At 45.3% G+C, this 23,286-nt stretch carries 21 protein-coding genes; 10 read left to right on the top strand and 11 right to left on the bottom strand.

Going from position 1 to position 23,286, the window contains the following annotated elements; genetic code table 11:
- Positions 1 to 32: 32 nt before the first annotated feature.
- Both H6H02_RS06690 and H6H02_RS06685 read left to right on the top strand, forming a co-directional pair.
- Complete coding sequence (locus tag H6H02_RS06690; protein WP_190815857.1) at positions 33 to 1,436, top strand: DUF2079 domain-containing protein; 1,404 nt, start codon at positions 33 to 35, stop codon at positions 1,434 to 1,436.
- Positions 1,437 to 1,466: 30 nt separating this feature from the next.
- On the top strand, positions 1,467 to 2,147 hold the full coding sequence (locus tag H6H02_RS06685; protein ID WP_190815855.1) for an acetoacetate decarboxylase family protein: 681 nt from the start codon (positions 1,467 to 1,469) through the stop codon (positions 2,145 to 2,147).
- 275 nt (positions 2,148 to 2,422) lie between these two features.
- On the opposite strand, the gene H6H02_RS06680 is transcribed toward H6H02_RS06685, so the two are convergent.
- Positions 2,423 to 2,902, bottom strand: a complete 480-nt coding sequence (locus tag H6H02_RS06680) for an orange carotenoid protein N-terminal domain-containing protein (protein ID WP_190815852.1) — start codon at positions 2,900 to 2,902, stop codon at positions 2,423 to 2,425.
- 454 nt (positions 2,903 to 3,356) lie between these two features.
- Positions 3,357 to 4,796 (bottom strand): 1-acyl-sn-glycerol-3-phosphate acyltransferase, encoded by a 1,440-nt coding sequence (locus H6H02_RS06675; RefSeq protein ID WP_190815850.1) that lies wholly within the window; start codon positions 4,794 to 4,796, stop codon positions 3,357 to 3,359.
- A gap of 78 nt (positions 4,797 to 4,874) precedes the next feature.
- Here H6H02_RS06675 and H6H02_RS06670 point away from each other — a divergent pair, with 78 nt between their 5' ends.
- From H6H02_RS06670 to H6H02_RS06660, 3 genes are all read left to right on the top strand, one after another.
- On the top strand, positions 4,875 to 6,683 hold the full coding sequence (locus H6H02_RS06670) for a proline--tRNA ligase (RefSeq protein ID WP_190815847.1): 1,809 nt from the start codon (positions 4,875 to 4,877) through the stop codon (positions 6,681 to 6,683).
- A gap of 188 nt (positions 6,684 to 6,871) precedes the next feature.
- The gene (locus H6H02_RS06665; protein ID WP_190815845.1) at positions 6,872 to 7,690 is read left to right on the top strand and encodes a DUF2993 domain-containing protein; all 819 of its coding nucleotides are present in this window, start codon (positions 6,872 to 6,874) and stop codon (positions 7,688 to 7,690) included.
- A gap of 89 nt (positions 7,691 to 7,779) precedes the next feature.
- Positions 7,780 to 8,445 (top strand): GerMN domain-containing protein, encoded by a 666-nt coding sequence (locus H6H02_RS06660; RefSeq protein WP_190815843.1) that lies wholly within the window; start codon positions 7,780 to 7,782, stop codon positions 8,443 to 8,445.
- 8 nt (positions 8,446 to 8,453) lie between these two features.
- Here the strand turns inward: H6H02_RS06660 and H6H02_RS06655 are convergent, their stop codons facing one another.
- The 3 genes from H6H02_RS06655 to efp all read right to left on the bottom strand — a co-directional run bounded on the left by H6H02_RS06655 (position 8,454) and on the right by efp (position 10,385).
- A complete protein-coding gene (locus H6H02_RS06655; protein ID WP_190815841.1) occupies positions 8,454 to 8,822 on the bottom strand; it encodes a metalloregulator ArsR/SmtB family transcription factor in 369 nt (122 codons plus the stop codon).
- A 341-nt stretch (positions 8,823 to 9,163) separates the two neighbouring features.
- Complete coding sequence (gene accB, locus H6H02_RS06650) at positions 9,164 to 9,682, bottom strand: acetyl-CoA carboxylase biotin carboxyl carrier protein (protein ID WP_190410538.1); 519 nt, start codon at positions 9,680 to 9,682, stop codon at positions 9,164 to 9,166.
- A gap of 145 nt (positions 9,683 to 9,827) precedes the next feature.
- Positions 9,828 to 10,385, bottom strand: coding sequence for an elongation factor P (gene efp, locus H6H02_RS06645; protein WP_190440430.1), 558 nt, complete (start codon positions 10,383 to 10,385; stop codon positions 9,828 to 9,830).
- A 195-nt stretch (positions 10,386 to 10,580) separates the two neighbouring features.
- On the opposite strand from efp, the gene H6H02_RS06640 reads away from it, so the two are divergent.
- Together H6H02_RS06640 and H6H02_RS06635 are read left to right on the top strand one after the other, a co-directional pair.
- Entirely contained in the window at positions 10,581 to 11,717 is a 1,137-nt protein-coding gene (locus H6H02_RS06640) for a peptidylprolyl isomerase (protein ID WP_190815839.1), read from the top strand.
- 36 nt (positions 11,718 to 11,753) lie between these two features.
- Positions 11,754 to 12,128, top strand: coding sequence for a hypothetical protein (locus tag H6H02_RS06635; RefSeq protein ID WP_347342573.1), 375 nt, complete (start codon positions 11,754 to 11,756; stop codon positions 12,126 to 12,128).
- A gap of 101 nt (positions 12,129 to 12,229) precedes the next feature.
- Here H6H02_RS06635 and H6H02_RS06630 read toward each other — a convergent pair whose 3' ends face one another.
- Both H6H02_RS06630 and H6H02_RS06625 read right to left on the bottom strand, forming a co-directional pair.
- Positions 12,230 to 13,585 (bottom strand): hypothetical protein, encoded by a 1,356-nt coding sequence (locus tag H6H02_RS06630; protein ID WP_190815836.1) that lies wholly within the window; start codon positions 13,583 to 13,585, stop codon positions 12,230 to 12,232.
- Positions 13,572 to 14,891 carry an NB-ARC domain-containing protein gene (locus H6H02_RS06625; RefSeq protein WP_190815834.1) on the bottom strand — a complete coding sequence of 440 codons (1,320 nt, stop codon included), beginning with the start codon at positions 14,889 to 14,891 and terminating at the stop codon, positions 13,572 to 13,574. The genes H6H02_RS06630 and H6H02_RS06625 overlap by 14 nt, the downstream gene beginning before the upstream one ends.
- Before the next feature lie 276 nt (positions 14,892 to 15,167).
- On the opposite strand from H6H02_RS06625, the gene H6H02_RS06620 reads away from it, so the two are divergent.
- On the top strand, positions 15,168 to 15,962 hold the full coding sequence (locus tag H6H02_RS06620) for a DUF4114 domain-containing protein (RefSeq protein WP_190815832.1): 795 nt from the start codon (positions 15,168 to 15,170) through the stop codon (positions 15,960 to 15,962).
- Positions 15,963 to 16,059: 97 nt separating this feature from the next.
- Positions 16,060 to 16,254, top strand: coding sequence for a hypothetical protein (locus H6H02_RS06615; protein ID WP_190815830.1), 195 nt, complete (start codon positions 16,060 to 16,062; stop codon positions 16,252 to 16,254).
- Positions 16,255 to 16,722: 468 nt separating this feature from the next.
- Here H6H02_RS06615 and H6H02_RS06610 read toward each other — a convergent pair whose 3' ends face one another.
- The 4 genes from H6H02_RS06610 to tyrS form a co-directional block, all read right to left on the bottom strand.
- Positions 16,723 to 17,589, bottom strand: a complete 867-nt coding sequence (locus H6H02_RS06610; RefSeq protein ID WP_190815828.1) for an exosortase-dependent surface protein XDP2 — start codon at positions 17,587 to 17,589, stop codon at positions 16,723 to 16,725.
- Positions 17,590 to 18,362: 773 nt separating this feature from the next.
- Positions 18,363 to 18,986, bottom strand: coding sequence for a hypothetical protein (locus tag H6H02_RS06605; protein WP_199329021.1), 624 nt, complete (start codon positions 18,984 to 18,986; stop codon positions 18,363 to 18,365).
- Complete coding sequence (gene pyrF / locus H6H02_RS06600) at positions 18,986 to 19,735, bottom strand: orotidine-5'-phosphate decarboxylase (RefSeq protein WP_190815826.1); 750 nt, start codon at positions 19,733 to 19,735, stop codon at positions 18,986 to 18,988. The genes H6H02_RS06605 and pyrF overlap by 1 nt, the downstream gene beginning before the upstream one ends.
- Before the next feature lie 63 nt (positions 19,736 to 19,798).
- Positions 19,799 to 21,007 carry a tyrosine--tRNA ligase gene (gene tyrS, locus H6H02_RS06595; protein WP_190815824.1) on the bottom strand — a complete coding sequence of 403 codons (1,209 nt, stop codon included), beginning with the start codon at positions 21,005 to 21,007 and terminating at the stop codon, positions 19,799 to 19,801.
- Positions 21,008 to 21,334: 327 nt separating this feature from the next.
- Here tyrS and H6H02_RS06590 point away from each other — a divergent pair, with 327 nt between their 5' ends.
- Complete coding sequence (locus H6H02_RS06590; protein WP_347342572.1) at positions 21,335 to 23,251, top strand: penicillin-binding protein 1A; 1,917 nt, start codon at positions 21,335 to 21,337, stop codon at positions 23,249 to 23,251.
- The last annotated feature ends 35 nt before the right edge of the window (positions 23,252 to 23,286 follow it).

The raw sequence follows: 23,286 nt of genomic DNA, 5'->3' as shown, positions 1-23,286 counted from the left end.
ATTCTCTGCGTTCTCTGCGGGAAAAACATCTTATGAAAAAAAAACGAATCAAGCCGAGTGCCCTGTCATTGATGATTGGCGCAAGTACCGTAATACTATTTGCGTGCAGTAGTCTACGACACTCTATGTTTCAATCGGGGGCTTATGACCTAGGAATTTATGACCAAGTAGTTTATTTAATGAGCCAAGGACAGCCGCCAATTTCTTCGATTCTTGGCTTTCATCACATGGGGAACCATGCTGCTTGGGCGGTTTATCTACTGTCTTTCCTGTACAAAATTTATCCCAATGTTCATTGGTTGTTAGTAGTACAAGCCGTCGCTTTATCTTTAGGTGCTTTACCAATGTGGCACCTAGCGCGTCAAGCGGGGTTGAAAGAATCGCAAGCAATCGTAATATCAGCAGTCTACTTACTTTACCCGCTAATTTTTAATGCAAATTTGTTTGAATTCCACCCGGAAGTGATGGCTGTTCCTGCCTTCTTAGCAGCGGTATGGTGTGCTAGGCAAAATCGAATTGGGTGGTTTTGTACCAGTATTATTTTTATTTTGGGGTGTAAAGCTGTTTTATCTCTGACTGTATCGGCGATGGGAATTTGGTTGCTGGTGTTTGAGAAGCGGCGTTTATATGGTGCATTTGCCCTTTGTGCTGGTATCGCTTGGTTCCTAATTGCAACTCAGCTAATTATTCCATCTTTCAGTGGTAGCGAAGTAGCCGCTGTGTCACGTTACAGCTATCTCGGTGACTCAGTTCTAGATATTGCTAGAAATCTGCTGTTTAAGCCTGGGTTGATATTGGGAAGAATTTTTTCATTCAAGACACTTGAATATTTGGCGCTATTGGTTTTGCCGGTAATTTGGGGACTTTCTCCCCGCCACATGACGCCTCTAATCAGTGCGATTCCTGCGTTGGCGTTAAACATTCTTTCCGACAAACCACACCAACGGGATTTACTCCACCAATATTCTTTGCCAATTCTGCCTTTTTTGATGCTCGTTGTCATTTCCAGCCTTGCCGCAAATCGAAGTTGGCTGCGAAACAAACGGGCAATAATTGTGTGGTCGCTAGTAGCTTTCTTAGCGTTAGGAAAGTATGGCTATTTTTGGTCGAAATATCAAAATTCCGTTGATACGTGGCAAGCAGCGCGAGAAGCGATCGCTCAAGTGCAAACGAAAGGCGGTGTGTTAACCACCAATCGGATTACACCCCATTTAACCCACCGCCAGACAATCAATCTAGTGGACGATCTGAGTCCGCTCCCTGCCGATCTGTCTCCTTTTGAGTATATATTGCTCAATGTGCGTTACCCAGGCGGTGCTGGCGGAACTGTTAGCCAAGAATTTGCTGCTAAGCTGGCAAATCAACTAAAAAATACCCCAGAATTTCAATTAACCTATCAACGTGATGATGTTTATTTGTTTAAGAAAAAGTCTTAATAAAAATGAATAGGATTGTAGGAGTTGAAAATGTCATATCCACAAGCACCTTGGACGCTCCAGGGTTACGCGCTACAAACCCTGCACTTGATAGATGTTGAGCGATCGCGTCCATTCATCCCTCCAGAGTTAGAAATCGTCTCAGTTTTCCCTGGAAAAACCCTAGGCGGGGTTTATCTTTCCTATTACGGATCGGGTTCCGTGCTGGAGTATAGCGAGTTAATTGTTATCCCAGCGATGGTCAAATATGAAGACAAATTCGGCGGTTGGGTGTCCCACATCTATGTAGATAATGCAGATTCTGTTGCTGGTGGGAGAAGAATCTGGGGTTTACCGAAGGAACTTGCTGAGTTTACCTGGGAAAAAGGCGATCGCGCTGGTGTCACCGTCCGCCAAGGCGATCAATTACTATGCAGTCTCAGCTACACAGATGCCTTATTACCTATCTCTACATGGTGGCGACAGCCATTAATGGGGACTGCGTTTAGTAGCCAAAATTACAATTTGCTTTTCTTCAAAAGTCAGTTTGAATCTCAACTGAAGGCAATGAGCGGCAAGCTAGAAATCCCAGCAGCAAGCCCTTTTTCCCAGTTAAACTTAGGTCAGCCTTTGCTAACTGTTTATTGCGACCAGATGAATTTAGTAGTCGGTGCGCCAGAAGCAGTAGGCACAACAGTAACAGCTAGGGAAGTTGAATTTAGCTACCCTTAAAAACTAAACTTCTTGCGAAACTTTGTATAGCTCCAGGTTTTCACCTGTGAGCTATACAAACCAAATCCGTCTACTCAGACTTTATCGGGGCTAAAATTCCAATATATCAAGGCTTTTAGCCCATTTCAATGGACTTGAGTGATTAGCCCGGAATTTGAATTCTGGGCTAGCTATCCGGTTGGTGCAAACGATTAGTGATTCAAAAAACCCGCTAATTGCTTAACAATATAGCGGGGCATATAGAGGAGGAATTCAACAAAAAGTTAATATGCTTTCTAGATGTCAGAACCAGGAGCTGCCTCGGCACCCATCGGTAGCACCGCACCGCGTAGAAAATCGATTTGGTGCTGAAAGTCCATTCCTTCAATTCGTCCTAATAAGTCTTTCCCAGCTTGGGAAAGTTCATAGTTCGGAGGCATCGGAATGATAGTGCCATTGTCCATTCCCTGCGCTAAAAAGTACCAAAATGCTAGTTTGGTTTCTGGACTCAGAGAACCATATTCACGACTAATTTGTGTATTCGCTTTAGAAGCAATGTCACGCTGAACTTGTAGTTGTTCTTCTTGAGATAGTTCTTTTACTTGATTGAACAATCCTTGAGCAATATCAGAACCAGAAGCACCTGGAGCGGCTGGTGTAATAGATTTGCCCATCTTGGTGTATACAAACCACAGCACGGCAAGCTGCTGGTCTACGTCCATGCCTTGAAAAGCTTGTTTACCTTGATCGTAGGCATTCATGGTGCTAGATGTCATAATTAACCCTCCGGAAAACTAATAATTGCTTTGTTTCCTCAGTTCTTCAGGAAACTGCTTTTCACTTACTTAAAGAAAATTAACGAATAAACGATGTAAGTTTAACCCTGCTGAAGACAGATATGATCCCCATTACAAATCCATCAATAAGATGGCAAAAATGTCACAAGATTTCTAACTAAAGGAAGACGTAATCGGGGAAGTCGTTATTCGCTATTAAATAGCCGGATGTAATAAACTTGGAGATTTTCGCAGGTTTGGAAAACACGAGGAAAATCAATACTGAAACCCTTGTTCAGTATCCATTTGGGAAATTAATTGCATTTGTTCTGAGTACAGCAATCATGAATAATCTGGATGAAATTGTTACTCGTAATCCGCAAGATTTTATCAGTGTCATCCTGCGGATTTTCACGAGCCAACCACGAGCTAACTTATTCAGGAACTTGGGATTTCATCCAGCCGAAGCAATCAAACCTTCCATCGCGTGTTGCAAATCTTTAGTTAAATCAGCCACCGCAAGTCTCGCACCGTGCCGATTTGCCTGATAGACCGGGTAGCGTTCTGAAACCGAGATGGGTTGCCCTACACTCATCTCTACTCGTTGCCTACCTAATCGAGGACGCTGGAAGGGATTGCTGCCTTTGATTCGAGTTACCATATCCCATAAAAGTAAGGTCGTCTCGGCAAACCGCTCTACGGTTGGTTTCTCCAGAACATATTGTCCAGTTACGGCTACAAAAGTTTCGACCAACCGCATATGCCATATCCGAAGGCTGGCTTCCTCAGCAATTCGATTCGCCAATCCGCGTTCTAGAGGAGACAGCGCTTTAATATTCTTCAGGTCTTCCCGATAGATGTAATTCCAGCCAGCCGCCTCTAGACGACGGCAACGGTCAATCACACTTCCCTTGGATGGTAGGTTAAAATACTCCTCTGCTACCTGTAGTGCCACGTTCAGTAGTGCTTGAAGTCGAATCGCCAAAGCTTCATTCGCATTGCTGGGGGATGCTTCTACAGTCGGCAAAGTTTGATGATAAAACCGGGTGTAAAACTCCTCCATCAAAGAGAGTAAATGTTCGCCTAAACGACACAGCCGCTGATAGAGAGAAGCTTGGAAAGGTTGCAGGTTAGCAGATGGATTTAAATTTTCACCCTGTAATTCGCCTTTCAATTCACCCTTTAACTTTCCTTCTGGCAAACCGCTCGCTACTTCCAATTCGCCTAAAAGCTTTTCTATCTCTTTCCAGGGAGCTTCGACGTAACGGTATTTAATTCCCACTGGCAAAATTAAAACTTGCTCCCCTCGTCCAGCCTTCTGCAAATCTTCAGCACACCAAAAGCCTAATTGTGCAATTCCTGGTTCTAGGGGGCTGATAATCTCGTTGTGACCATTGGTGGCTCCTTCTGGGGAAGCGGTTATCGGAAACCGAGCATTGGCAAACAGGTCACGAGCCGAACGCAATCCCGTCCAGTCTGCCTTACCGCGATGGATAGGGGTACCACCTAAGCGAGAATAGAGCCAGCCCATGTGCGCTCCCGCCCATAAAGGAATCCCTCGGTCATAAAGAAAGTGGGCATGAATCGGGTGCTGTAGTGAGATACCCTTTTCTCGTGCCAGCCGCGGTACTAATTTCCAAAGCAGATAGCTCATGCACAGCGGATCTTCAACTCTGGGATGGCGAAATGCCATCATAAAGCGGATCTTCCCATCCTGAAATTGGCGATATAAATCGACTAAAATCTCAACGTTTTCTGCTTGAATTTGGGTAATCGCTGTTTGGGAACGTATGCAGCCAGGTAGCACTTGTTGGGCGGCTCGTAAAACCAGGGGGTTGAGCGCCGGTGGAATAAATTCTAGAGGAGGCTGAGCCGGACTCATTAAATCGGGCAAAGTGGTTTTCTTGTGAACTTGTGGACATTCTAGACTTAACTGAGATATCGATTATCCAATCTGTAGAGGGAACCAGCGATGCGACTGTCACAAATGTTTTTTGTCACTCTGCGGGAAGAACCGGCGGAAGCGGAAATCCCCAGCCATAAATTACTGCTCCGTGCAGGCTACATTCGTCGCATCGGGAGCGGTATCTACGCCTATTTACCCTTCATGTGGCGGGTGCTGCAAAAAATCTCTCATATTGTGCGGGAAGAGATGAATGCAACCGGCGCACAAGAGTGTCTACTCCCGCAACTACAACCCGCTGAATTGTGGCAGCAGTCGGGGCGCTGGGATACTTATACCAAAGCGGAAGGGATCATGTTTGCCCTGACAGACCGCCGAGAGCAGGAACTGGGGCTGGGGCCAACGCATGAGGAAGTAATTACAGCGATCGCTCGTGATACGATTCGCTCCTACCGCCAGTTGCCTCTGCACCTCTACCAAATTCAAACGAAGTTTCGGGATGAAATTCGCCCCCGGTTTGGTTTAATGCGAGGACGGGAATTCATCATGAAGGATGGCTATTCGTTCCACGTCAATGAAGAAAGCTTGAAAAAAACTTATCAGGATATGCACCATGCTTACAGCAAGATGTTAAGCCGGACTGGTTTAGCCTTCCGTGCTGTAGAAGCTGACTCTGGCGCGATTGGGGGGTCTGGTTCTCAAGAATTTATGGTGCTGGCTGAAGCTGGGGAAGATGAGGTTCTTTACACCGAAGATGGCAAGTACGCCGCTAATGTAGAAAAAGCGGTTTCTTTACCTGCTGACATCGAACCCTCTCCGTTTAAGACTTATGAGAAGCGGAAGACGCCGGACGCCGATACCATTGATAAACTCTGTAGATTCCTCAAGTGTTCGCCGACTCAAGTGGTGAAAAACGTTCTCTACCAGGCAGTTTATGACAATGGCTTGACGGTGCTGGTACTGATTAGTATCCGGGGCGACCAAGAAGTTAATGAGGTAAAGTTACACAACGCTCTGGCAAAACTGGCACCAGAATACCAAGCTAAAACGGTGCTATCTGTAGAGGTGCCAGCGGCGGCGCTTCAGCAACTATGGGCGACCAGACCCCTACCTTTGGGCTATATCGCTCCCGATATCGCAGACGATTACATCTGTTCGGCTAAAAATTTGGCTCCCCGGTTTTTGCGATTGGTCGATAACACTGCGGTCGAGCTAAAAAACTTCGTCACAGGTTCTAACGACTTGGAATACCACGTTGTGGGTGCTAATTGGGGCGAGCAATTTAAGTTACCAGAAGGGGTTGTAGATATCCGCAAGGCACGACCGGGCGATCGCGCGATGCACGATCCCGCTCAAACGCTCCGAACTGCCCGAGGTATTGAAGTAGGACACATTTTCCAGCTAGGTAATAAGTATTCTCAAGCGATGGGAGCCACTTACACTAGCGAACAAGGGGAGGAAATTCCTCTGGTGATGGGTTGTTATGGTCTTGGGGTTTCGCGGTTAGCGCAGGCAGCAGTAGAACAATCTTATGACAAAGATGGAATTATCTGGCCTGTTGCGATCGCGCCCTATCACGTCATCATCTCAGTTCCCAACACTAGCGATGCCCAACAAGTGGAAGTTGCCGAAAAACTATACACCCAGTTGAATCAAGCGGGAATCGAAACCCTTTTGGATGACCGCGATGAACGAGCGGGCGTAAAGTTCAAAGATGCCGATTTAATTGGGATACCCTATCGAATCGTAACCGGGCGATCGCTCAATAGTGGCAAAGTGGAAGTCGTTGAACGGGCGACTCGCAAATCCCAGGAAATTCCTGTGGAGGAAGTTGTGACTACCTTAAAGCAGCAGATTGATGCTGCTTTAAATCAATAACAATTCACCCCAAAGGCACAAAGATACAAGATTCTCATTCTGTGTCTTTGTGCCTTTGTGTTTCAAAAAAACACTTAGATGATATTTGATGCCAAGGCGCTTTTATCACTCCTAAAAACTATGCGTCTGTGCGCGAGATTTCAGAAAATCGTGTCATTGTGCAAATCCAGAAAATTCAAGCGAGAACTATGGAATTTATAGCAATTTTTCTATCTGGTTTGCTTACTCTAGTTTCCCCTGTTAATTTCGCCATCGACCGTATCGCTGCGAATGCCATTCGTTCACGGTTTGATAAAGTGGAGCAGTTGCAAGTCCGCGTTGACAATGCTCCAAATTTCCAAATCGTGCGAGGAAAAGTCCAACGAGTGCGGATTGGTGGGCGAGGGTTGTGGGTGACGCCAGAATTTCGGATTGCAGCGCTGGAAATGGAAACCGACCCCATTAACCTGGATGTGGCGCGTCTCCGGCAGAAGAGAGTGCGACCGACTGAATTGTTGAAGCAACCTTTACAAGCTGGGGTGCGTTTGGTGATTACCCAGCAAGATATCAATCAAGCTTTACAGTCACCCGCCGTCAGCGCTCAATTGCGTAAACTGGGAAGCCGCATTCTTGGCAGCAACGCTGATATGCTGGTTCAGCGCTATGAGTTTGTCAATCCTCAAGTGGAATTTCTGGGAGATAACCGGCTGCGTTTCCAGTTGGAATTGCAGGAGCCGGGAAATGCAGATAAACTGGTTGTCTCGGTGGAATCAGGGCTAGGTATCGTGTCTGAGCATCAGTTGCAATTGATCGAGCCAAATGTCTTGGTCAATGGGATGCCAGTGCCACCCCTCCTGGTTGCCTCTTTCGTGTCCGGTCTCAATAGCCGCTTGGATCTCCGCACCTTGGAGGATAGAGGGATTGCTGCCCGACTCCTAAAATTAGATTTAAATAAGGAACAACTAGAGTTAGCTGCATTTGTAAGAGTAGAAAAGCTAGACACTGCTTCCGCATCTACTCAACGTTAGAATTATCCGGAGCAGCGCTCATCTTCACTGTATTCCTCAACAAAACCTCCTCACCAGCATCCAAATAAATTTTAAGGAGGGAAATTGATATGAAAGTTCAACAATCAGGCCGTCGAATCGGTATTGGCATCGCCGTTAGTGTTTTGGCGATGGCTTTGGCGGCTTGTAGCCCAGGGGAGCAACAGGCAGCAAATACAGACTCTTCTCCAACACCGTCAGTTTCTACGGCTATCCAACCGACTACTGCGCCTCAGGCATCTGTGCAGCCATCTGTACAGCCATCTGTGCAACCCTCTGTGAAGCCGTCCGCTCAGCAACTATCTAGTCAGAAGACGGTTCAAGTCTACTGGCTCAAGAGTAGTGGTAGCAAGATTGAGGTGGTGCCCGCTCCGGTCAAAATACAGGCAGGAGTCAAGTCTGAGAACATTCTAGAAGGTGCGTTCAATCGCTTGTTAGCAGGCCCGAACGATCCGGCTTACAGCAGCACGATTCCCAAGGGAACGCAGCTACGAAATCTGGATGTTCGGGAGGATGGTATTCATGTAGATTTGTCCGAAGAATTTACTGCTGGTGGCGGTAGTGCCTCGATGACAGGTCGCGTGGCGCAAATCCTCTATACGGCCACCAGTATCAATCCCAATACCAATGTTTGGATTGATGTAGAGGGAAAACGGTTGGAAGTTTTGGGCGGTGAAGGGTTGGAACTCAATCAACCTCTGACTCGCCAAAACTTTGAGAAAAATTTTGATTTGTAGGGCTTTGTTTACTTTCTGGCGCTTAAGCTAAAGTCACGGAAGTGGCGGGCTTGCTGTTCAATCCGAGCGGCAAGGCGATCGCAAACTAAGTTGCATAATTCAAAAATCAACTCATCTTCCACTTTGTAATAAGCCGATGTCCCTTCGCTGCGGCGACTCAGGATACCGGCTTGCATCATCACTTTTAGATGTTTAGAAACGTTAGCCTGACTGGTTTGTGTTGCCTCAACCAATTCTTGTACGCATTTCTCGTCGTCGCGTAGGAAGTTCAAAATCCGCAACCGCATTGGTTCGCTCAAGATGCTGAAGTATTCTGCAAGTTGTTGTACAACTTCTGACGGTACAGATTCTGGTGGTACAGACAAAGCTTGTCGCATGAGACTAACCAGAAATGATAGTTCAACCTGATTATATATGATGTTTTTTGCTTAATAGCTATTAAGTCATTATAACTATGAATAATTATTAAATTTGTCAGACCTATTAGGGTAGAAACCTGGGCAGCTTTAGAGATGATTTGCTAAAGTAAATTCTGGAGAATTAAATAATGGAAATATGCGTAATTAGAAAACCTAATCGATATTTCCATTATTAAGAGGCAATTTTTAGAGAATTAAATTATACAAAAAAGTTTACTCCAAAAATAGTAAATTTTGGAAATAAACTTTTTGAAGGATTCATCACAGATGCCTCCGTACAACGGCGACAAATGCTAAAGTTATTCGGGATTAATCCGCATTAGCGGTTGACCATACTCAACCGGTTCGCCGTTTTGAACCAAAACTTCTATCACTGTACCGGACACCTCGGCTTCAATTTCATTCATCAGCTTCATTGCCTCAATGATGCAGACGGTTTGTCCGGTACGGATGCGATCGCCCACTTCCACAAATGGAGAATCATCCGGTGAGGGAGCGCGATAAAACGTCCCCACCATCGGTGATTTGACATCTTCGAGTCTTCTATCAATGGGAGAACCAGCAGTGGTCGGCGGGGCAGTTCGTGGCACCGCCTCTAAGTTCGGGCTGGACGGCATGGACGGAGATGCCTGGGAGGGGGGAGCCGAGACTTCGGGACTCCCACTCCCTGCCAGGGCGGGTGGCAAGACCGGCAAACCTCCGCGCGGATCTTTCCGCACGGTGAGTTCAAAATCAGCGCTTTTGAGTGTCAACTCTGTAATATCGGTTTGCGCGATCGCTGCCAGCAGTTCACGGAGATCGTTGAAGTCTATGGACATGAGAAAAAGGATGTCAGTAGTCAGGGATTAATTGTTGCTTGGTAGAGACAAGGGTAAATCTCGTCTCAAGGTCAGTGTCAGTTGTTGGTTGTTGGTTGTTTCTTCTGTACCGCTGACCCCTGACCACTGACTAAAAACTTTTGCATTATTCTCGACCCAGATAGGTATCGCTACGGGTATCAATCTTGATCCGCTCTCCGACCGTGATAAACAGGGGAACCATCACCTGGGCACCTGTTTCCACGATTGCGGGTTTCGAGCCGCCAGTGGCGGTATCGCCTTTGAGACCGGGATCGGTTTGCGTCACTTCCAGCACTACGGAGTTGGGCAGTTCCACTTCCATGATCTGCTCGCCCCAGCTGATGACGTTCACTTCCATGCCTTCCTTAAGGTACTTTACGCGATCGCCAATCTGAACCGCATTCAGGCTTGCTTCTTCATAGGTTTCCATGTCCATAAACACGAACTGGTCGCCTTCTTTGTAGGTATGCTGCATCGTGCGCTTTTCCAGATTTGCCTGGGGCACCGTTTCTGCGGCTCGGAAGGTTCGTTCCACAACGGAGCCTGACTGCACATTTTTTAGCTTAGTGCGGACAAACGCAGCTCCTTTCCCTGGCTTAACGTGGAGAAATTCTACTACCCGCCACACAGCTCCATCTAATTCAATGGTGACGCCAGTTCTAAAGTCGTTACTCGAAATCATGAATCTTTATCTAGGGGAGAACAATCGGCACCTCATTTTACCGCGAGCGGAGGTTCTTCCTATTACTCGTAGATCGATCGGCTGCGTCTAATGTCGCTGGGTCGGGACACCCGTGTGGCAAGATTAAAAATGGAGTTTTTGGTAAGCGTGAAAGCTTCAACCGCAGTCGGGAAAGCAGCATGCAGGAATTAATTTATGCTTGATTCAAACCGTTCCACGCTCGATTGGTTCAAACGCTTGGCTTTAACAGGCGTCTTAGTAGTGCTGATGATGACACTCTCAGCAGGACTCAGCGCTGCTTGGTGGGATTCTGGCAAAACTGCCCGTGATAGTGGATTGCCATCGGGAAATGCCATCACAGATGGTAAAGCTTTGTTACGGTATGCCCTACCCATTGACAATCAAGCAGTGCGGGAAATGCAAGCCGATTTAGAAGATATTTCCATACAACTGCGAAGTAAGCGTTGGAGTGCGATCGCCAGCGATGTTAGCAAGGCATCTCGAATTTTAAGCGATCGCTCCTCCGACTTGCTCGCGGGCGTCTCTCCGTCGCAAAAATCTCAAGCAGAAGCCCTAATTGCGAAGATAGAAGACCAATTCGGGAAGCTTCGAGAAACCGTGGAAGCCAAAGATAAAGAACAAACTCAGGCGGAACGGGGCAACGTTCTCGATCTCGTGGGTCAGCTAGAAGAGCTAATGGTGCCGGGATTCCCCTTCGAGGTGCCCTCAGCCTACAGTAATCTGCCTCAACTCAAGGGACGCGCCACCATAGAAATGACAACAGAGAAAGGCCCCCTGACCCTAGTAGTAGACGGTTACAGTGCGCCCGTGACTGCGGGTAACTTTGTGGATTTAGTCCAGCGTGGTTTCTATAACGGGCTAGAATTTGTCCGCGCCGAAGACTCCTACGTGCTGCAAGTGGGAGATCCTCCTGGCCCAGATCAAGGGTTTATTGACCCAGAAACTGGTAAATACCGGGCAGTTCCTTTAGAAGTGCTAGCGAGAGGCGACAAAGAACCCACCTATGGCATCACCTTAGAAGACGCAGGACGTTACCTTGACCTGCCCGTGCTTCCCTTCTCAGCTTATGGTGCCTTAGCAATGGCTCGTCCGGAAACAGAACCCAACGGAGGTTCTTCTCAGTTCTTTTTCTTCCTGTTTGAGCCAGAATTGACCCCAGCGGGTCGCAACCTGTTGGATGGGAGATATTCAGTTTTTGGCTATTTAACCAAGGGTAAAGAAGTGCTGGAAAAACTCGATGCAGGTGACAAGATTGTCTCGGCTAAGGTAATCCAGGGGACGGAGAATTTAATTCCGCCACAAACTGCATAAACATCCAGCTCCAATAAAGAGCTATTAATAGGGTGGGTGGGACAGCAATGCCAGCATTGCGCGATCGCTCACCCTCTGTGCTATAAAATCGGGAAATTTATGGCGATTTTTGAGGTAATCTTTATCATCACCGCCAGTGTGATGGCGGGTTTGTTGTTTTACAATGCCTCCCAGCAACGACAGCAGCAGATGCAGCTAGAAAATGCTTTTTATCAATTGCTAGAAGCTCAAGATAGTTGTATTTCGCTCATTCAACTAACAGCAGCGGCAAGAGTAGATGTCCCGTTGGCAAAGGAATACCTGGATCGTCAGGTGCAGATGTTTGGAGTGCTGCCAGAAGTAGATGCTGATGGAGATACCTTTTACCGCTTTCCTAAGCTGAAGCGGGATTCTGCTTCAGACAGAAATTAGCGTGAAGTGAGGAAAGAGAGCGCTCGCATTTTTGTAGTGAGGATGCGATCTTTCATACTCTACTTTCCATTGTCCCTAGCATTTATCAACTTGCTTCGGTATTACTTGTTATTTAACTTGCATTTAGGATCTAAACAAAGACATCTATAGAGAATTTTATCATATTTAAACTTTTTGTAAAAATTGTATTTTATTTTGTAATATAACTTTAAGAAAATTTTGTATATAAAAGCCAGTACAAAAACTATACCACCTAACTCCTGAAATTCCTTTGATATAAAGATATCCCAAACCACTTTCAGCGCTAAATGAATTTTTAGATTCTTCATATAGAGCGAAAGCAGTTGTACAAGTGCCATTAGGTAGCCACGATGATAACCAGTTTTTAATGCTTTTTCCGCAGCATCTTTTATTTGTTTTTCCTGTTTATGAGAATTTTGTTTAGCAGAATATGAATTATCAGATTTATTTTCAACTAGATTGGCTAGGGCTAGGTTTAGATGAACTAAACTAGATGGTGCGCCATTATGCTCAATGAAGAGTTGTAGACTTTTATCGTAATGGTATTTTGCACTGTCTTTAATTTGAGCAGCCTCAAGAAGCTGACCTAGTCGCAAGTGATAGAAGGCAGTTGCTCCAATATCTAGCGTCAAACTATTTTTCTCACAGCCTTCTTCTAAAACTTTTTGGGATTTAACATAAAAGTTAATAGATTTGATGAATTCATATTCCTCAAAATATATTCTGCCGAGGAAATGTAAACATTCGCTTAATGTTCGGAGGAGCCATTTATATTTTTGTTGTTTGCATAATAACTCTAGTTTTAATTGGGCTTGAATGAAATACTTTTTTGATTTAGCAAATTTAAATCTACGAAAATTGTAGCGACCCAGTAAAACCAAAGTACGAGCTAAATATTCCTCAGGAATTGAGTATTTTTCACAAAAAGCTTCACATTTAATAATTACATCTTTCATCTTCTTGTATTCACTAATATCGTCATAGTACAGGACAAGCACCAAGTAGGCTTTAATTTTATCTTCATTATTGTTAGACAGCGTAATTGCTCTATGTAAGCAATTTTCAGCTTCCAGATCAAAGTTTTTGAAGTTTTTTAAGCAAAGATATTTTGAAATATACAACTCGGCTGGTATAACTTTTCCAACCTTCTGATTGTCTTGGAGTAATTGCTCAATTGCTTGAAGCCAGTCAAAAGCTTGATTTGTTTGGAGCGCTTTGTTAGTAAATTTAACTATTACCTTACAACGTATTGGCAACTGTTCAGAATCTTTTCGATTGTCCTGTAGTGACTGTAAAACGTGAGCGAGATCGGTGCTAGACTCAGTTTCAGAAAGCCAAGTGTTCAGAAGTTTAGCAGTATCTCCTGTCTTTTTCTGGGATTTTAGTCTTTCCCTAAGAAGTTGGCGCTTATTAATTTTCTCATCAAGTTTGGTCACTGGATTGCAATTCCCTCAAAAACTCGTATAGTAAGTTGTGTATTGAATAACGTGGCTCATCTGAAAGTCTAGAAATACTTATAAGCAGCGAATGCTGAATGCACTCACCTACAGATTCTTTGAATTCATCATCACTAAGCTCAGCTTGTTGCTTTAGTAGACGACGTGGAACTGGAATACTCTCACTGAAGCGAGTCATTGACTTCAAAACTTTTAGAGCATTATCTGAAATTGAAAATAGAGCTTCCTCATACAAATATTTGTAAAGCTCATCTTGATTAATGAGTGACTGAATAATTTCATCTAACGGTGAGTCATCGATTGCTATCAGACTAACGACAAGTAATATTATCAGTGGAATACCATTGGTAGCATGAAATATTGGTAACAGTTCATCATCTTTTGCATCATAAATACGTTGAATGTGTCCTCCCTTGTATCGAATTAACTTTAAAGTTGGATTGACACTTATACCTTTAAGTTCTACTTCCCTCACCTCCATCGTTAGCTTCTGGATTTTTTGCCTGGAAGTAAAGATAATCTTGCTAGGTCGTAAATTATTTCTTTTGCTATAAGGGTCAAATCTGGTTAGTAGCTCAGTGTAGTCTTGCAGAGTTTCTAGATTATCTATAATAATTAGATAAGGAGCAGACTTTAGCTGACTTTGTAAATATGAAAAATGTTCGTCTATGGTTGGTGGTAAGTTTATCTGTAGCTGCTCTGCTATTTCAGAAACTAAAGCATCAACATTTAAAGCCGTACCTATATCTCTAATTGAGCGCTCTTCGACTCTAAAATAAGTTCTTTTAGCTGTTACCCAAGCCAGATCAATAAACCCTGACTGTACTGTATGTTCTCTAACTAACTTCTCTACAATAGATGTCTTACCAACTCCTCCCGTTCCGACGACACTAATAAACCAACTACCTTCTTTATCTTGTAAATATTCTTTCAACGTTGTTATATATTCTTCTACACCAAATAATAATGATTGGGAGATATTAGCTTTATCTTCTAATCTTCTTTTAATTTTTGTTTGAATTTCTAATTCACTAGCTGGAAGTTGAATATCACTTTCCTGAATGTCTAAATCAGCGATCGCTTGCCAGTCCAAATCCAAGAGATTGCAAAGTTCCAAAAAATTCCTACGCTCAACAGGTTTCCCATTGAAGAATTTGCGAACTGTATCTGGTGATACTCCGATATCTACTGCAATATCCTTGTGGCTTTCATACCTACTCCGCTGATAAGCAGATTTAGCTTGCTGGATACACTCCGAACGCACCATAAGGGAGCGTTGCGACATGACTACCCCTTGGAAAACAACTTATACCCTAATGAGCTTTGTTAAAAATATTACTTTAATTGTAAGTCCGTGACAAGTTATTGATTTCTCAGTGCCAATTTCAGCAAAAGTCAGGGTTATCTCAGTGAGTGGCTTGCTTTTATAGATATAGACACGCAAAAACACCAGTAACGTAGTGTCCCAATCAACTGTGTTTGTTGTCAAAAAAGCGATTCCGATCGCGCTAGTTAACTTGTTCTCATGGCTACACCTACAGACTCTAAAAGGAGTATTTGAATGAAAATTAAGCTTTTTATTTTGACGGTTGTTGCTACCTTGTTTTCTACCACCGCACCTGCCTCAGCTTATGACATCAAAAACATTAACTCTGACACGACTGGCTTTAAAAAATTGATTGATGAGTTTAAGCCATTCGTTCAGCAAGAAGGTATTGCAATTCCTAACCCAAACGCAAGTAAGTTAGATCCCACTAAGTTGAAGCTAGCAATTGACCATGAGATTCGTATTTTCCTTCTCAATGAAGGTGCCGGAAAACTAAGTAATCAGTTAAAATATATAGCAAATGGCTATAATACTCAGCCTTCCGCATCGATTTTTGGAAATATCTCTTGTATTGACACTGAGTGTCAACTACCGGAGACACAGGGAACACTCCATATAGGCGACTGGGTGAATTTAGGCTCTTTTAAAGCTGGTACCTTGTTCGACTTTCTACTGGAAACTACAAATGACACTGATGGTCAAATAGACACTTATGGTGCAAATCCAGCTTCTAATCCAGATGGACTAGATCACCTTATTGCCTACGAATATAAAGGCTATGTTGTACTTGGTATTGAGGATTGGTTTGGAGAAAAAGGTGCAACCGGAGGTAGAAATGAAGGGTCTGACCGGGATTTCAACGATGTTGTCTTTGTAGTTGATTTTCCTGTAGTTGAAGAAGCTAAGGAAACAGTACCCGTACCTGAACCTTCTTCTGTATTCAGTATCTTAGCGGTTGGTGCTTTCGGTGTCGGTTCGGTACTGAAGCGCAAACAGCAACAGAAAGCTCTAGATTCCAGCCTCAGCTGATTGATACAAGAATAAACGCGATCGCACTTGTTTCCTCTGCTGAAGCGAGTCCGATCGCCCTCCAGAATATTTATCACTACCAGTTTCAGAGGTTGATATGGTTTTGATCCGCGAAGTAGTCCAAAAGGCTTTGGCAACAGGTTATTTAACGTTAGCATCAGAGTCTCAACTACGCCAGCTTTTACAGACAACAAAATATAGCTGGGAAGACCTAAATGCCTTTATGAGTTTGCAGCAAGCAGCAATGGCTGGTCGTGTGCAGCAAGAATCTCGCGAATTGATACGCTCTTAGTATCTTTTTACCAATAGCTGAAAACTTGCGCGATCGCACCTAGACGCACAATCGTTAATGCGATCGCATTTCCTGAAATTATCAAGCGCGATCGCTATCTGGCCTTCTCTACTTAAACTAGATTTTTCGCTCATTCATAGAACAAAACCTGTGCCCGCCCACAACTGTATACAAGTTCATTCGGTTAATAAACCCTTTTTATGACAAAGTGATAAAAATAACCGATAAACATAAGGATAAAATCTATTGTTGATGGGTAATGTGATAAATTCCAAACTGATAGAAATATCAAAATGAAGCTAAATTGATAAATCCCAGCAGTGCAATTATTTTATATTTAAATATGATGAGATGAAAAAGAAAGTTAGATCCGAAGAAATAAAAAATGAGGGCTAGAGCGTTATCCACTTTAGCAGTCCTCATTTTCATTTCCACTCAGTCTTTATGAACGTAAATCGTCTCTAAAAACTAGCTAGCTTTGCTGCTTCGACGCCGACGAACTGTCATCAACGCTCCGGCTACCAAACCCAAGCCAGCAAGCGTGGCTGGTTCAGGAACTGCTTCGTTTTGTCCTCTAGCGACTACTTTAAAGTCAGGTCCATTGTAACTAGGATCTGCTGTCACTCGGATACCCGCTAAAGAAGTAATTCCTAATTCCTCTAAGCTAACCCCCCAGGAACCAACTCGCTGATTTCTACTAAGTTCCATTGTGTCAATGTTGTAGCCTGCGGCAAACTGATCGTTTCGGTTTAGTTTGAGGAAATTACCAATCAGGTTACCAGCTTTGTCAATTGCTTGAATACCTAAATCGCTGTTCTTGCCTCGTTCCCAGAAAAAGAGGTTGTCTAATCCTGTATTATCGGCCTTAACTAGGTTGTCGAAGAAAAGGTTGATACTAAAGGAAGCCTCATCCTCATCCTCAGTATCAATAATGTTGTTGAGGTTTTGGTTGCCTAAATAAGCGGCAATTTCAGCGTCGGTGGGGTCTTCCAGTCCAGATACTTCAACACCGTCTGGCGTACTCGCTTCATCGCCTTTGTCCGTGCTAGCGGCACCCGTGTTATTGATGGAGCCACCGGCTTCTGGATCAGACGTTTCTCCATTCTTACCCGTGAGACTAATGGGAGTATTAAAGAGGATTTCAGCCTCTTTTACAAGATTAAAACTATCAAATGTGATGTCATTCTGAGTAATAGACTCAAGAAAAATATCTGCCTCAGGGTCGCCTTTTTGGCTAACGTTAGTTTGGAAGGTTGCGGCTTGCGCTGAACTAGAAATCGTTAAAACTGTTCCAGCAGCTAAGCATAGAAAAGTTGATGTACGCTGAAAATTCATTCTTTTAATCCTCATGGGTAGTTACCTATCTAGAAACGTTGATGAAAGGTATTAGTCGAAGGTTTTCACTGACGGATGCTCCTAAGATATAGCAAAGGGTTAAGCTACAACTTTAGTTATCCAGCTTTAAGTTCAAACTTGAGTTAGATGACTAAAGCTCCATACTTAATGCCATTTCATCCCCGTCAAGTTGCCAATTTTCAGACAAATAATTCAGCACTTTTCGGTTGAATCTTTAGAACAATTTTACACCATCGCATCTTAATAGTAAAGATTAATTAAGTTCATCGTTAAAATTACGGAAATAAAATTAGGATGCTTCTCGACGTGCGTAAAATTTCGGGATAATTGGCAAATGTCGTGAAGGATACAAAAGTTTGATTTGAATCAATTATGTAATCTATGAAAGTAAAACTTTTAAAACTTTAGATAGATACCGCTCGCATTTTTAAAAGCTATGTTTGACTACTCATACTTAAAACTTTCCTATAAATAACGTTTGAGGAAAAATGACTGAGACGCATGGGAGGAAAGCCATTATTCAAATAAAATTTGGCTGAATCACCATTGTAGTTACAGGATTTCCCCTAAAAACGCACACTTATCGGCTATTTTAAGTTGGGTGAGGTATGCAGACCAAACTTAACCTCCGAACCCCCTTCCTACATCTCTCTAAAGGAATAATCTAATATTCCCCCAAAGAGGCTTGAAAAGAGGTCAAAACTGTAGGGTAACTGCTTGAGAACTGCTCATATTTGTGAGAGTTCAGAGATTTAAAGCGATCGCACTTTTCCCACCCGGCAATCTTGCAACCAATTCCGAATTGCCTGACCAACGATGCCATTACTGCTATCGCGCGGCGGCGTCGGGGGTCGTCCTCCCGGATAAGGGCCAGTACGAGAAAACATAAGCGATAGGCCCCAACCGCTGTCAGTTTGAGTCAGAAATAGCCAGTGATACTGCTGTAATTCAATCAGCTTGCCAGCCGTATATTGTCGCTCCAAGGTGGTAATGAAGACCTGTTTGGAGGGTGGGGCAAGTTCCGCTGGAGTCGTTGGGGTATATTGACCGGGCCCCAGGCTAAGCGGCTCAAATTCTGGGCGTCCAGCGACAATCACAGAACTCGAAGAAATGTCAACTTTTCTGCTGCGCCGTCGGGCACGTTGATTGACCCGGTTCGCATAACTGGGTAAATCTCGAAGAAGTAGAAGTGTGAGGCTTTCTACATTATTGGGGCAAGCAGAACGCTGTAGGGACAGGGTTTCCCTGCCCCTGTTGAGTGCTAGGGCGGAGTTTCCTTGACCTTGTTGAGGGCTGAGTGCAGCGAACAGAGAACAGCTAGAAACCAGAAGTAACCGCCTAACTCCTGACAACTGACGCTTTCGACCTAAGTTCATCAAACCCCTGTAAGCTCATCGCAAATTCTTGCCCAAGCCGCAACGGGGTCAGAGGCGGCGGTAATCGGACGCCCAATCACTAGGTAATCAGCGCCTGCTTGGAAGGCTTGGGCGGGGGTAAGCGATCGCTTCTGATCTCCCGCTTCTGCCCAAGAGGGACGCACACCCGGACACACTAGCAGAAAATCATCGCCACAAGTCTGCCGCAGCTGTTCTGCCTCTTGGGGGGAACAAACCGCCCCAGCCAGCCCCGCTTCTTTGGCTAGCAGCGCCATCTGTAAGGCATACTCTGGCAGTTCTAGCGGTATTTTTAGCTCAAAGGCTAGCTGACGCGAGGTGAGACTGGTCAATAACGTAATCGCAATTAAATTGGGGGGTGTCACCCCTCCCTCCTCTGCGCCCTCCTGTGCCCCTGCTACTGCCCCCTGCAAGGCACCGCGACCGGCTGTTGCATGAATGGTGACTAAATCCACTCCGTAGCGGGCAGCGGCGCGACAAGCCCCAGCAACGGTGTTAGGGATATCGTGAAACTTCAGATCCAAAAAAATTCGCTTTTTCCGGTCTTTGAGCGCCGTCAAGATTTCCGGGCCGGTGCTGACAAATAGCTCTAGCCCCACCTTCCAGAATGATACTTGGGGCAATTGATCGAGCAGCGCGATCGCGGCTTCCTTTGTCGGCACATCCAGTGGCACGATGATGCGCTCTGTGACTGACTTAGGGGATTTTAGGCGAGTAGGATTTGGGTTCACGGGTAGGAGTAAGGCTGGAAGAATCGACTAGATAACCGAGTGATTTCAATTCACTCGCTCACATTAGCTTACAAGGCGGACAAATCGCTTTTTACCGACACTCAGGATGCGTCCGGCTAGTTGTTCGGGCGTATCAAAGACGAGATCGATCGTGTCAACGCGATCGCCATCTAGTCGCACGCCACCCTCTTGTATTCGCTGCCGTGCTTCCGAACTACTTTTACACAGACCGCTAGCACCGACAATGTAGAAAAACTTAGCCGGAAATTGCACGCTCGAAAGCGAAAATTCCGGTACATCGTCAGTTTTTCCCTTCCTCGCTTCCTCCGCTGCTTGCTGACCGTGGTATTGCCTCACAATCTCGAAGGCAAGTTCTTGCTGGCGATCGCGCGGAGTTTCTGGCAGCCGATCCAAAGGCAGATCCGTCAGGAGTTCAAAATACTGCTCCAACAGCTCATCTGGAATCTTTTCCAGCTTCTGATACATCGGAGTCGAGCGTTCTGATAGCCCCACATAATTGCCCAGAGACTTCGACATTTTCTGAACGCCATCTGTCCCGATCAAAATCGGCATCAACACCCCAAACTGAGGTTTCTGACCAAAATGCCGCTGTAAATCTCGCCCCACGGCAATATTAAATTTCTGATCGGTTCCTCCCAACTCCACATCCGCTTCTACCGCCACAGAATCATAACCCTGCATTAATGGGTAGAGAAACTCATGCAGATAAATCGGATTTTCTTGTTCAAAGCGGAGAGCAAACCCCTCCTTCGCCAGCATCTGTCCCACCGTCATCGTGGCGAGTAACTCCTGAATCTTTGCCAAATCCAGTTTGCCAAGCCACTCGGAGTTGTAACGAATTTCTAACCGTCCCGGCGTATCAAAATCTAGGATTGGACGCACCTGATCTAGATACGTCTGGGCATTTTGAGCCACTTCCTCCGCTGTCAGCTGGCGGCGTACCTCAGACTTCCCCGTCGGATCGCCAATCCGAGCCGTAAAATCCCCCAGAATTAGAACAGCCGTGTGACCAGCATCCTGAAGCGATCGCAACTTTCGCATCGGGATAGTATGACCGAGATGAATCTCTGCACCCGTCGGATCGATCCCATACTTCACCCGCAAAGGTCGGTCAGTCTGCGCTAACCGTTGAGCCAAATTCTCCGCCGGGTCAGAAGAATCAGGCTGATTGGGAAAAATTTCGCTGACGCCGCGATAGAGCCAACTGAGGGCTTCTGAAGGCGTTTTTGCCGATGATACACTAGCGGTCATGCTTTGCCAAAACTCAATCGGGTATGGTAACTAATCACTATATTTGTATGTAATGCAAGTCCAAGGCAAATCAGATTAGTATAATTTGCAAAAATTGTTAAAATCTCCATGCCCGATTAAAAAATTCCAGGAACAGGCTGCACTTATGCTGCTATAGCAGATCAGTTTCCTCCCCGGTCTGACCTCCCGACCGCATTCCCGGACAGATTTTAAAATCGTCCGCCCTCCGGCTGCCCCTGGAAAGCCTTTGTAATTTCAATCAGCAAAGCCCTATCCAGTTGCCCAACACCCAAGTCCCACATTTTTTAGTGAGGAAGTGAAATCCCCGTGTCGTCTAGCACTATTCAAGACAAACACCCGCGAGAGCCAGTCCCACCGCTTTTTAAGTTCATGCAGGGAGTCGGGAAAGCAACGGGCGGAACCCTCCTCGGCATCACCATGCTTACCAGTTCGGTAGTCGCTGGTGGACTGGTTGGATTAGCAATTAGCTTCCGTAATTTGCCAGATGTGCGCGTTCTCCGCAGCTATACACCCACGGAAACGTCTTACATTTACGATGTTAAAGGCAAGCACCTTGCCAGTCTCCACGGCGAAGCCAACCGCGAAATTGTCCCCCTTGACGCAATTTCTCCCGAACTAAAGCGGGCGGTTCTCGCAATTGAAGATAGTCACTTTTACTTCCACCAAGGCATCAACCCTAACAGCGTGGGTCGTGCTGTCCGAGCAAACTGGCAGAAGGGCGCGGTTGTAGAGGGCGGTTCGACAATCACCATGCAGTTGGTGAAAAATCTATTTCTTTCTCGCAAGCGTACCTTTAGCCGCAAAATTGCTGAAGCTGTACTCGCAATTCGTTTGGAGCAAATCTTTAAAAAAGACCAAATTTTAGAAATGTACCTCAATCAGGTGTATTGGGGTCACAACAATTATGGTGTCCAAACTGCATCTGAAAGCTACTTTGGCAAAAAAGCTGCTGACCTCAACTTGGCAGAGGCGTCAATGTTGGCAGGGATGATTCAGGCTCCAGAAGATTACAGTCCTTTCACCAATATCAAGCTCGCCAAACAGCGGCAAGCGCAAGTGTTGGGTCGGATGCGGGAGTTGGGGTGGATTACAGCTCAAGAGGAAGCAGCCGCCCGCAAACTAACGATTAAAAAGGGTCAGCTGACTTCTTGGCAAACCAGCGAACTGCCTTACATAACAGATGCAGTCGTGGCTGAGTTGAAAGAGCGCTTTGGTTCAGATGCAGTGGAAAAAGGGGGAATGCGAGTCCAAACTACCATCGACTACAAATTCCAGCGGATGGCGGAACAAAAGGTTAGTCGTTGGCATAGAAGACTTCAGGGTTGGGGAGTTTATAACAACCAAATCGCTCTGGTGGCAGTCGATCCTCGGACGCATTTTGTGAAAGCTTTGGTTGGCGGGGTTGATTACAAAAAAAGTAAGTTTAATCGGGCAACCCAATCGCTACGTCAGCCAGGATCTGCCTTTAAACCATTTGTTTACTACACGGCGTTCGCGACTGGCAAATATTCGCCTTATTCTACTGTCTACGATTCGCCAGTCAGCTATCGAGATGGAGGGGGCTATTACTCTCCCAAAAACTATGGCGGCGGCTACTCTGGTGCGATGAGCATTCGCCAAGCGCTCGTCGTCTCTGCTAACGTGCCTGCGGTGAAAATTGGACGGTCTGTGGGGCTGGACAAGGTGATTGAAACCTTACGGACGCTTGGTTTTAAGAGTCCGATTGAGCCAGTGATTTCCTTACCTCTGGGAGCGATTGGTGTAACGCCTTTAGAAATGGCTGGCGGCTATGCCACGTTTGCCAGTAATGGCTGGCATTCCGACACCACGATGATTGTTCGGGTAACAGACAGCCAAGGCAATGTGTTGCTTGATAACACTCCGAAACGCCGTTTGGTTTTAGACCAGTGGGCGACTGCATCTCTGACTCAAGTGCTGCAAGGGGTAATCACTGGCGGTACGGGGAAAGCTGCACAAATAGGTCGTCCAGCTGCTGGTAAGACGGGTACGACTTCTTTAGAGAAAGATGTTTGGTTTGTGGGCTATGTCCCGCAGATGTCAACGGCTGTTTGGATTGGCAAGGATAACAACCGCAGCTTAGGCGGTGGTGTCACAGGGGGTCAGTACGCCGCTCCAATTTGGCGCGATTTTATGTCAACGGCGATGTCTGGTGAACCCGTGCAATACTTCCACTCGCCTTCCAAATTTGAGCGACCCCGCTAACTTGAGACTTTGGATTTTGGATTAAATCCAAAATC

Origin of the sequence: Coleofasciculus sp. FACHB-1120, assembly GCF_014698845.1 — a bacterium.
Classification (GTDB): domain Bacteria; phylum Cyanobacteriota; class Cyanobacteriia; order Cyanobacteriales; family FACHB-T130; genus FACHB-T130.
The sequence above is the reverse complement of the archived record's forward strand: the minus strand, read 5'-3'. Positions and strand labels throughout refer to the sequence as shown.

What these genes read in the sequence shown, in the direction of transcription:
- H6H02_RS06670 (WP_190815847.1), top strand. Translation starts at nt 4,875, where the DNA reads ATGCGACTGTCACAAATGTTTTTTGTCACTCTGCGGGAAGAACCGGCG.
- H6H02_RS06680 (WP_190815852.1), bottom strand. Translation starts at nt 2,902, where the DNA reads ATGACATCTAGCACCATGAATGCCTACGATCAAGGTAAACAAGCTTTT.
- H6H02_RS06640 (WP_190815839.1), top strand. Translation starts at nt 10,581, where the DNA reads ATGCTTGATTCAAACCGTTCCACGCTCGATTGGTTCAAACGCTTGGCT.
- H6H02_RS06620 (WP_190815832.1), top strand. Translation starts at nt 15,168, where the DNA reads ATGAAAATTAAGCTTTTTATTTTGACGGTTGTTGCTACCTTGTTTTCT.
- H6H02_RS06605 (WP_199329021.1), bottom strand. Translation starts at nt 18,986, where the DNA reads ATGAACTTAGGTCGAAAGCGTCAGTTGTCAGGAGTTAGGCGGTTACTT.
- tyrS (WP_190815824.1), bottom strand. Translation starts at nt 21,007, where the DNA reads ATGACCGCTAGTGTATCATCGGCAAAAACGCCTTCAGAAGCCCTCAGT.
- H6H02_RS06610 (WP_190815828.1), bottom strand. Translation starts at nt 17,589, where the DNA reads ATGAATTTTCAGCGTACATCAACTTTTCTATGCTTAGCTGCTGGAACA.
- H6H02_RS06665 (WP_190815845.1), top strand. Translation starts at nt 6,872, where the DNA reads ATGGAATTTATAGCAATTTTTCTATCTGGTTTGCTTACTCTAGTTTCC.
- efp (WP_190440430.1), bottom strand. Translation starts at nt 10,385, where the DNA reads ATGATTTCGAGTAACGACTTTAGAACTGGCGTCACCATTGAATTAGAT.
- H6H02_RS06655 (WP_190815841.1), bottom strand. Translation starts at nt 8,822, where the DNA reads ATGCGACAAGCTTTGTCTGTACCACCAGAATCTGTACCGTCAGAAGTT.
- H6H02_RS06685 (WP_190815855.1), top strand. Translation starts at nt 1,467, where the DNA reads ATGTCATATCCACAAGCACCTTGGACGCTCCAGGGTTACGCGCTACAA.
- H6H02_RS06660 (WP_190815843.1), top strand. Translation starts at nt 7,780, where the DNA reads ATGAAAGTTCAACAATCAGGCCGTCGAATCGGTATTGGCATCGCCGTT.
- accB (WP_190410538.1), bottom strand. Translation starts at nt 9,682, where the DNA reads ATGTCCATAGACTTCAACGATCTCCGTGAACTGCTGGCAGCGATCGCG.
- H6H02_RS06690 (WP_190815857.1), top strand. Translation starts at nt 33, where the DNA reads ATGAAAAAAAAACGAATCAAGCCGAGTGCCCTGTCATTGATGATTGGC.
- H6H02_RS06625 (WP_190815834.1), bottom strand. Translation starts at nt 14,891, where the DNA reads ATGTCGCAACGCTCCCTTATGGTGCGTTCGGAGTGTATCCAGCAAGCT.
- H6H02_RS06615 (WP_190815830.1), top strand. Translation starts at nt 16,060, where the DNA reads ATGGTTTTGATCCGCGAAGTAGTCCAAAAGGCTTTGGCAACAGGTTAT.